At 68.5% G+C, this 8,802-nt stretch carries 12 protein-coding genes; 6 read left to right on the plus strand and 6 right to left on the minus strand.

From position 1 onward, the window contains the following. Positions 1-611: 611 nt before the first annotated feature. Positions 612-1,055 carry a PIN domain-containing protein gene (locus tag ACWGJM_RS48635; RefSeq protein WP_453418217.1) on the minus strand — a complete coding sequence of 148 codons (444 nt, stop codon included), beginning with the start codon at positions 1,053-1,055 and terminating at the stop codon, positions 612-614. Beyond that, on the minus strand, positions 1,052-1,324 hold the full coding sequence (locus ACWGJM_RS48640; RefSeq protein WP_453418218.1) for a ribbon-helix-helix domain-containing protein: 273 nt from the start codon (positions 1,322-1,324) through the stop codon (positions 1,052-1,054). The genes ACWGJM_RS48635 and ACWGJM_RS48640 overlap by 4 nt, the downstream gene beginning before the upstream one ends. A gap of 462 nt (positions 1,325-1,786) precedes the next feature. Here ACWGJM_RS48640 and ACWGJM_RS48645 point away from each other — a divergent pair, with 462 nt between their 5' ends. The 4 genes from ACWGJM_RS48645 (at position 1,787) to ACWGJM_RS48660 (ending at position 4,351) form a co-directional block, all read left to right on the plus strand. After that, on the plus strand, positions 1,787-1,990 hold the full coding sequence (locus tag ACWGJM_RS48645) for a cold-shock protein (RefSeq protein ID WP_028799214.1): 204 nt from the start codon (positions 1,787-1,789) through the stop codon (positions 1,988-1,990). A 181-nt stretch (positions 1,991-2,171) separates the two neighbouring features. After that, positions 2,172-3,662 (plus strand): DEAD/DEAH box helicase, encoded by a 1,491-nt coding sequence (locus ACWGJM_RS48650; protein ID WP_453418219.1) that lies wholly within the window; start codon positions 2,172-2,174, stop codon positions 3,660-3,662. A gap of 103 nt (positions 3,663-3,765) precedes the next feature. Continuing rightward, positions 3,766-4,116, plus strand: a complete 351-nt coding sequence (locus tag ACWGJM_RS48655; RefSeq protein WP_453418220.1) for a CBS domain-containing protein — start codon at positions 3,766-3,768, stop codon at positions 4,114-4,116. A 61-nt stretch (positions 4,117-4,177) separates the two neighbouring features. Continuing rightward, entirely contained in the window at positions 4,178-4,351 is a 174-nt protein-coding gene (locus tag ACWGJM_RS48660; protein ID WP_453418221.1) for a hypothetical protein, read from the plus strand. Between the two features lie 100 nt (positions 4,352-4,451). Here the strand turns inward: ACWGJM_RS48660 and ACWGJM_RS48665 are convergent, their stop codons facing one another. The 4 genes from ACWGJM_RS48665 to ACWGJM_RS48680 form a co-directional block, all read right to left on the minus strand. Beyond that, positions 4,452-4,625: a hypothetical protein gene (locus tag ACWGJM_RS48665; RefSeq protein ID WP_453418221.1), complete on the minus strand. Its 174-nt coding sequence runs from the start codon at positions 4,623-4,625 to the stop codon at positions 4,452-4,454. Between the two features lie 61 nt (positions 4,626-4,686). Continuing rightward, positions 4,687-5,037, minus strand: a complete 351-nt coding sequence (locus ACWGJM_RS48670; RefSeq protein ID WP_453418220.1) for a CBS domain-containing protein — start codon at positions 5,035-5,037, stop codon at positions 4,687-4,689. Between the two features lie 103 nt (positions 5,038-5,140). Next, on the minus strand, positions 5,141-6,631 hold the full coding sequence (locus ACWGJM_RS48675; protein ID WP_453418219.1) for a DEAD/DEAH box helicase: 1,491 nt from the start codon (positions 6,629-6,631) through the stop codon (positions 5,141-5,143). Positions 6,632-6,812: 181 nt separating this feature from the next. After that, positions 6,813-7,016, minus strand: a complete 204-nt coding sequence (locus tag ACWGJM_RS48680; protein ID WP_028799214.1) for a cold-shock protein — start codon at positions 7,014-7,016, stop codon at positions 6,813-6,815. Positions 7,017-7,478: 462 nt separating this feature from the next. On the opposite strand from ACWGJM_RS48680, the gene ACWGJM_RS48685 reads away from it, so the two are divergent. Next, on the plus strand, positions 7,479-7,751 hold the full coding sequence (locus ACWGJM_RS48685; RefSeq protein ID WP_453418218.1) for a ribbon-helix-helix domain-containing protein: 273 nt from the start codon (positions 7,479-7,481) through the stop codon (positions 7,749-7,751). Beyond that, positions 7,748-8,191 carry a PIN domain-containing protein gene (locus ACWGJM_RS48690; protein WP_453418217.1) on the plus strand — a complete coding sequence of 148 codons (444 nt, stop codon included), beginning with the start codon at positions 7,748-7,750 and terminating at the stop codon, positions 8,189-8,191. The genes ACWGJM_RS48685 and ACWGJM_RS48690 overlap by 4 nt, the downstream gene beginning before the upstream one ends. Positions 8,192-8,802 lie beyond the last annotated feature (611 nt).

The raw sequence follows: 8,802 nt of genomic DNA on the forward strand, positions 1-8,802 counted from the left end.
CTCCTTCACGGAGCGATGAGTGGGAACCGCCGAACGGAGCACGGCGGGGCAGTTGGTGCCCGTCAGGGTCCGGTGACGGACTTGATCGTGTACGGAAAGCTTTCCTGTTGCCAGATCACCGTGAACCGGGAGCTCGGGCGGGCGCCGACCTGGGGCACCCGGCCGTCCGAGGTGAGCGTCTTGGCGGTACCGAACGTTCCGGAGCGGCTTATCAGGCGGGCGCTGGCTGTTGGCTCCGGCCCGGAGGCGCAGGTGCAAACGACACAACTCGCCTCGCGCAGGCACCAGAGCACAAGGTCCGCCTTCGACCCAATCTCAAGGCGACCGAGGCAGCTCCTCAGCACCGTGCCCTCGACGTGCCCTTGAGAACGGACAACTACGGTCAACAGCGATCGCCAAACCCCCACACTCGCCATAGAACAATGAAACTGCGCAGGTCAGAGGGCATGAGGCCACCCAAGCGCCGTCGCTTCCCAAGCTAAGAGCGCGAGTTCGATTCTCGTCCACCCGCTCTTCTTGAGGTCCCTGGTCATTGGCCTGGGACTTTTGCATGGCCGGGCTCTCTGCTGCCGGGCGCGCGCTGCGCGCTGAACGCCCACCGGAAGACCGCCTCAGAGCGGCAAGTCGTCAGGCAGGACCCGGAACGCTTTGTGGCGGCCCAAGGGGCGTACGGCACGGAAGTCGCGTCGGTCCAGGGTGAGAATCGCGTCGGTGTCGTAGTCAGCAGCGAAGGCCACGTTCACCGCGTCGGCGAGGTCCAGATCGAGCGCGCCGTAGCGGACACGGACCGACTGGGCGGCACCCAGGTGGGCCTCGGTGACCTCCGGCATGACGACACGGCCCCGGCTCATCCAGCGCCGGAGGTCGTCGACTGCGCTCAGGGCAGCGTCCCGCCCGAGTTCGCGCGTGGCAACATGATCGAGCTCGGCCAGCAGCAGCGGCGACATGACCAGAAGGCCGGCTGCCATGATCGCCTCGTTCGCCGCCCCGTGCTCCGGATGAGTCGCGTCCAGAGCCGCCAGAAGTCCGGACGTGTCTGCGATGACGATGATCACGCGGCAGTTCCGGGATGCGGGTCGAAGCCCTTCTCGCGCCGGACCGCATCGGCAACCGTGTCACGGACCTCCGTCTTTGACGGGGTACGACCTGCCCCCTCGAAGGTCCGCGAGAACAACGGCTCGTCCCACACGCGGTTCGCCATTGCTGCGAGATGGATCCCCTGACGGATGATCTCGGCCTCGCTTATCCCCCGGCGCTTGGCCGCTTCCTTGATGATCGCCAGATCCTCAGGGTCGGCGTAGACGTTGGTGCGCTTCATGGACATGTACCAAGAATAGTCCATGTACCGTCATGATGTACGTCCGTGGGTCATCGGGTGGGCCGCGGGCGTTCCGCCATACCCCCCGGCCGCCATGTGGCCTTCGCCTCCCTTCCAGGGTCCCCGGCGCGCTCGTCGGCATCCCGTCCCGCGATGCCGGCAGCGGCCGTGTACAGGCCTCCGCAGGAGGTCACAGCGCTGGGAGTGGAAACGCTCGATGGCAACCCTGCACCCCCGGGGCCCAATATCTGTGGTTGCGACGTAAGAAATCGACGCGGCGCACGGTAAACATTCCTGTGACCACAGGAGGCGCAGAATTACTTACCGCGCAGGGTCGACGCCCACATGCTACTGTCGTCATCAGTTGCAGGTGTGGTTGCCAGAAGGTTTTTCCGACGGCCGATCATCACGGCGACACGGAATGCGCACAGGGCGTATTCCTGACACCGTCTCCGAAGGAGAAACAAAATGGCTACTGGCACTGTGAAGTGGTTCAACGCGGAAAAGGGCTTCGGCTTCATCGAGCAGGACGGCGGCGGCGCCGACGTCTTCGCCCACTACTCGAACATCGCCACCCAGGGCTTCCGCGAGCTGCTGGAAGGCCAGAAGGTGTCGTTCGACATCGCGCAGGGCCAGAAGGGCCCGACGGCCGAGAACATCGTTCCCGCCTGACGCACCGGCACTGACGCATACTTCGCAGCTGGGGCCCGCACCTTGGGGTGCGGGCCCCAGCTCGCTTTATTCCCAGGGTGATTCGACCCTGTCATTTTCAGGCCCGTTCTCGCGATTCTCTGCGCCGCTCATTCTGCTGCGGAAATTCCTTGGTACGTGCCCGCATCGAGGAAGGTTCCGCATGAACCGCACACGTACCACTCGCGCACGCACCAATCGCACATACGACCGCTTCGGAGGAAGTCCCGCCGCGGGCCGCTCCGGCGTTCCGCGCCGCTCCAGCGGTTACGGAAACCGACAGTCGGCGGGGGGCGATTTCGCGCTGCCGAAGACGGTCACGCCCGCGTTGCCCGCTGTCGAGTCGTTCGCCGATCTCGCCATGCCGGCGACGTTGCTGACCACGCTCGGCCATGAAGGCGTGACCGTACCGTTCCCGATCCAGGCGGCGACCCTGCCGAACTCCCTGGCCGGCCGTGACGTACTCGGTCGCGGCCGCACCGGGTCGGGCAAGACCCTCGCCTTCGGCCTCGCAGTACTGGCCCGTACGGCGGGCCGGCGCGCCGAGCCGCGTCGGCCGCTGGCCCTGATCCTCGTCCCCACCCGTGAGCTGGCCCAGCAGGTCACCGACGCGCTCGCTCCCTATGCCCGCTCCGTGAGCGTGAGGCTCGCCACCGTCGTCGGCGGAATGTCCATCGGCAGGCAGGCCGGTGCGCTGCGGGCCGGCGCGGAGGTGGTCGTCGCGACGCCCGGTCGGCTCAAGGACCTCATCGACCGGGGCGACTGCCGGCTCGTCGACGTCGACGTCACGGTGCTCGACGAGGCCGACCAGATGACCGACATGGGCTTCATGCCTCAGGTCACCGCCCTGCTCGATCAAGTGCGCCCCGAGGGCCAGCGGATGTTGTTCTCGGCCACCCTGGACCGCAACGTCGACCTGCTGGTCCGCCGCTACCTGACCGACCCGGTGGTTCACTCCGTCGACCCGTCGGCCGGTGCCGTCACCACGATGGAGCACCACGTACTCCACGTGCACGACGTGGACAAGCACCGCACGACAACCGAGATCGCGGCCCGGGACGGCCGGGTCATCATGTTCCTGGACACCAAGCACGCCGTGGACCGGCTGACGAAGCACCTGCTGAACAGCGGTGTCCGCGCCGCGGCCCTGCACGGTGGCCGGTCCCAGCCGCAGCGCACCCGGACCCTGGCTCAGTTCAAGGACGGTCACGTCACCGTCCTGGTGGCCACCAACATCGCGGCCCGCGGCATCCACATCGACAGCCTCGACCTGGTCGTCAACGTGGATCCGCCCAGCGACCACAAGGACTATCTGCACCGTGGCGGCCGTACGGCCCGGGCCGGGGAGTCCGGCAGCGTCGTCACCCTGGTGACCCCCAACCAGCGCCGCGACATGACCCGGCTGATGGCCTCAGCCGGCATCAGCCCGCGCATCACCCCGGTCCGCTCGGGCGAGGCGGAGCTGAGCCGCATCACAGGCGCCCAGGCGCCCTCCGGCGTCCCGGTGGTCATCACCGCGCCTGTCGTGGAACGCACCCGGCGCACGTCTTCGCCGTCCCGGAACCGCCGGGACCGCACCGGCCAGGGCCGACCCGTCGGCACGGGGGTGCGCCGCAGGGCACAGCGGCGGCCCGGCAACGACTCGGCCGCCTAGGCCGGCACAGTCCCCAAAGCCTCCGTGGCCTCTCGGAAGACTCAGTGGCCTCCGGGGCCGCAGGAGCCACCAAGCCGACCAGCCCTTACCGAAGGAGACACCCTTGACGCCAGCGCGGACGCAGTACGGCCTGCCGCACCCCGCCGCCCCCGTGACCGCGGTCGAGGACATCGAAGGGCGCGGGCCTCGGGTATGTGACGACATGACCGTCGAGGTGGCTCTGGCCGTCATGGCGAGTGCCCGGGTCGAGTACCTGACCGTGTGCGACGGGGACGACCAGAGCACAGCTCTGATCACCCTGGTCCGGCTCGCCGGTCTTCGCGACAGTTCCACGTACACGGACCGGATCCGTCTGCGGGACGTCCTCGACGGACCGCTTCCCTCGTCCGGCGCCCGTGCCGCCGGCGTCGGTGCGTACGCCCGAGTTCCGGGCGTACTCGCCCTCTCGCGCTGATCCGCCCCGCCCCGGGCAGCCCGTTCTCCTCCTCCCCGCGACTTCTCCCCTGTGAGGCATCATGCGCTGCGTCATCGCCCGGCACCCGTTCGGCCTGACCAGGACCGGGGTGCCGGCCGTGATGCAGGGCGTCAGGCCCGGGCTCGTCATGGGTGAGTCCGTGGGCGTCGGCGGTCCCACTCCGCTCCGGACCGCGTCGGTGCTGCCCGGCGGAACCGGCCCCGTGGCCGTATGAGGTCGGGCGGGAAACCGCCCTCAGGATCCCGGTGGGGGCCCTGCCGACGCGCGTCGGCAGGGCCCCCACCGGGATCCTGAGGGCGGTTTCCCGCCCGACCTCATACGGCCACGGGGCCGGTTCCGCCGGGCAGCACCGACGCGGTCCGGAGCGGAGTGGGACCGCCGACGCCCACGGACTCACCCATGACGAGCCCGGGCCTGACGCCCTGCATCACGGCCGGCACCCCGGTCCTGGTCAGGCCGAACGGGTGCCGGGCGATGACGCAGCGCATGATGCCTCACAGGGGAGAAGTCGCGGGGAGGAGGAGAACGGGCTGCCCGGGGCGGGGCGGATCAGCGCGAGAGGGCGAGTACGCCCGGAACTCGGGCGTACGCACCGACGCCGGCGGCACGGGCGCCGGACGAGGGAAGCGGTCCGTCGAGGACGTCCCGCAGACGGATCCGGTCCGTGTACGTGGAACTGTCGCGAAGACCGGCGAGCCGGACCAGGGTGATCAGAGCTGTGCTCTGGTCGTCCCCGTCGCACACGGTCAGGTACTCGACCCGGGCACTCGCCATGACGGCCAGAGCCACCTCGACGGTCATGTCGTCACATACCCGAGGCCCGCGCCCTTCGATGTCCTCGACCGCGGTCACGGGGGCGGCGGGGTGCGGCAGGCCGTACTGCGTCCGCGCTGGCGTCAAGGGTGTCTCCTTCGGTAAGGGCTGGTCGGCTTGGTGGCTCCTGCGGCCCCGGAGGCCACTGAGTCTTCCGAGAGGCCACGGAGGCTTTGGGGACTGTGCCGGCCTAGGCGGCCGAGTCGTTGCCGGGCCGCCGCTGTGCCCTGCGGCGCACCCCCGTGCCGACGGGTCGGCCCTGGCCGGTGCGGTCCCGGCGGTTCCGGGACGGCGAAGACGTGCGCCGGGTGCGTTCCACGACAGGCGCGGTGATGACCACCGGGACGCCGGAGGGCGCCTGGGCGCCTGTGATGCGGCTCAGCTCCGCCTCGCCCGAGCGGACCGGGGTGATGCGCGGGCTGATGCCGGCTGAGGCCATCAGCCGGGTCATGTCGCGGCGCTGGTTGGGGGTCACCAGGGTGACGACGCTGCCGGACTCCCCGGCCCGGGCCGTACGGCCGCCACGGTGCAGATAGTCCTTGTGGTCGCTGGGCGGATCCACGTTGACGACCAGGTCGAGGCTGTCGATGTGGATGCCGCGGGCCGCGATGTTGGTGGCCACCAGGACGGTGACGTGACCGTCCTTGAACTGAGCCAGGGTCCGGGTGCGCTGCGGCTGGGACCGGCCACCGTGCAGGGCCGCGGCGCGGACACCGCTGTTCAGCAGGTGCTTCGTCAGCCGGTCCACGGCGTGCTTGGTGTCCAGGAACATGATGACCCGGCCGTCCCGGGCCGCGATCTCGGTTGTCGTGCGGTGCTTGTCCACGTCGTGCACGTGGAGTACGTGGTGCTCCATCGTGGTGACGGCACCGGCCGACGGGTCGACGGAGTGAACCACCGGGTCGGTCAGGTAGCGGCGGACCAGCAGGTCGACGTTGCGGTCCAGGGTGGCCGAGAACAACATCCGCTGGCCCTCGGGGCGCACTTGATCGAGCAGGGCGGTGACCTGAGGCATGAAGCCCATGTCGGTCATCTGGTCGGCCTCGTCGAGCACCGTGACGTCGACGTCGACGAGCCGGCAGTCGCCCCGGTCGATGAGGTCCTTGAGCCGACCGGGCGTCGCGACGACCACCTCCGCGCCGGCCCGCAGCGCACCGGCCTGCCTGCCGATGGACATTCCGCCGACGACGGTGGCGAGCCTCACGCTCACGGAGCGGGCATAGGGAGCGAGCGCGTCGGTGACCTGCTGGGCCAGCTCACGGGTGGGGACGAGGATCAGGGCCAGCGGCCGACGCGGCTCGGCGCGCCGGCCCGCCGTACGGGCCAGTACTGCGAGGCCGAAGGCGAGGGTCTTGCCCGACCCGGTGCGGCCGCGACCGAGTACGTCACGGCCGGCCAGGGAGTTCGGCAGGGTCGCCGCCTGGATCGGGAACGGTACGGTCACGCCTTCATGGCCGAGCGTGGTCAGCAACGTCGCCGGCATGGCGAGATCGGCGAACGACTCGACAGCGGGCAACGCGGGCGTGACCGTCTTCGGCAGCGCGAAATCGCCCCCCGCCGACTGTCGGTTTCCGTAACCGCTGGAGCGGCGCGGAACGCCGGAGCGGCCCGCGGCGGGACTTCCTCCGAAGCGGTCGTATGTGCGATTGGTGCGTGCGCGAGTGGTACGTGTGCGGTTCATGCGGAACCTTCCTCGATGCGGGCACGTACCAAGGAATTTCCGCAGCAGAATGAGCGGCGCAGAGAATCGCGAGAACGGGCCTGAAAATGACAGGGTCGAATCACCCTGGGAATAAAGCGAGCTGGGGCCCGCACCCCAAGGTGCGGGCCCCAGCTGCGAAGTATGCGTCAGTGCCGGTGCGTCAGGCGGGAACGATGTTCTCGGCCGTCGGGCCCTTCTGGCCCTGCGCGATGTCGAACGACACCTTCTGGCCTTCCAGCAGCTCGCGGAAGCCCTGGGTGGCGATGTTCGAGTAGTGGGCGAAGACGTCGGCGCCGCCGCCGTCCTGCTCGATGAAGCCGAAGCCCTTTTCCGCGTTGAACCACTTCACAGTGCCAGTAGCCATTTTGTTTCTCCTTCGGAGACGGTGTCAGGAATACGCCCTGTGCGCATTCCGTGTCGCCGTGATGATCGGCCGTCGGAAAAACCTTCTGGCAACCACACCTGCAACTGATGACGACAGTAGCATGTGGGCGTCGACCCTGCGCGGTAAGTAATTCTGCGCCTCCTGTGGTCACAGGAATGTTTACCGTGCGCCGCGTCGATTTCTTACGTCGCAACCACAGATATTGGGCCCCGGGGGTGCAGGGTTGCCATCGAGCGTTTCCACTCCCAGCGCTGTGACCTCCTGCGGAGGCCTGTACACGGCCGCTGCCGGCATCGCGGGACGGGATGCCGACGAGCGCGCCGGGGACCCTGGAAGGGAGGCGAAGGCCACATGGCGGCCGGGGGGTATGGCGGAACGCCCGCGGCCCACCCGATGACCCACGGACGTACATCATGACGGTACATGGACTATTCTTGGTACATGTCCATGAAGCGCACCAACGTCTACGCCGACCCTGAGGATCTGGCGATCATCAAGGAAGCGGCCAAGCGCCGGGGGATAAGCGAGGCCGAGATCATCCGTCAGGGGATCCATCTCGCAGCAATGGCGAACCGCGTGTGGGACGAGCCGTTGTTCTCGCGGACCTTCGAGGGGGCAGGTCGTACCCCGTCAAAGACGGAGGTCCGTGACACGGTTGCCGATGCGGTCCGGCGCGAGAAGGGCTTCGACCCGCATCCCGGAACTGCCGCGTGATCATCGTCATCGCAGACACGTCCGGACTTCTGGCGGCTCTGGACGCGACTCATCCGGAGCACGGGGCGGCGAACGAGGCGATCATGGCAGCCGGCCTTCTGGTCATGTCGCCGCTGCTGCTGGCCGAGCTCGATCATGTTGCCACGCGCGAACTCGGGCGGGACGCTGCCCTGAGCGCAGTCGACGACCTCCGGCGCTGGATGAGCCGGGGCCGTGTCGTCATGCCGGAGGTCACCGAGGCCCACCTGGGTGCCGCCCAGTCGGTCCGTGTCCGCTACGGCGCGCTCGATCTGGACCTCGCCGACGCGGTGAACGTGGCCTTCGCTGCTGACTACGACACCGACGCGATTCTCACCCTGGACCGACGCGACTTCCGTGCCGTACGCCCCTTGGGCCGCCACAAAGCGTTCCGGGTCCTGCCTGACGACTTGCCGCTCTGAGGCGGTCTTCCGGTGGGCGTTCAGCGCGCAGCGCGCGCCCGGCAGCAGAGAGCCCGGCCATGCAAAAGTCCCAGGCCAATGACCAGGGACCTCAAGAAGAGCGGGTGGACGAGAATCGAACTCGCGCTCTTAGCTTGGGAAGCGACGGCGCTTGGGTGGCCTCATGCCCTCTGACCTGCGCAGTTTCATTGTTCTATGGCGAGTGTGGGGGTTTGGCGATCGCTGTTGACCGTAGTTGTCCGTTCTCAAGGGCACGTCGAGGGCACGGTGCTGAGGAGCTGCCTCGGTCGCCTTGAGATTGGGTCGAAGGCGGACCTTGTGCTCTGGTGCCTGCGCGAGGCGAGTTGTGTCGTTTGCACCTGCGCCTCCGGGCCGGAGCCAACAGCCAGCGCCCGCCTGATAAGCCGCTCCGGAACGTTCGGTACCGCCAAGACGCTCACCTCGGACGGCCGGGTGCCCCAGGTCGGCGCCCGCCCGAGCTCCCGGTTCACGGTGATCTGGCAACAGGAAAGCTTTCCGTACACGATCAAGTCCGTCACCGGACCCTGACGGGCACCAACTGCCCCGCCGTGCTCCGTTCGGCGGTTCCCACTCATCGCTCCGTGAAGGAG

This window comes from Streptomyces sp. NPDC054834, assembly GCF_053611185.1.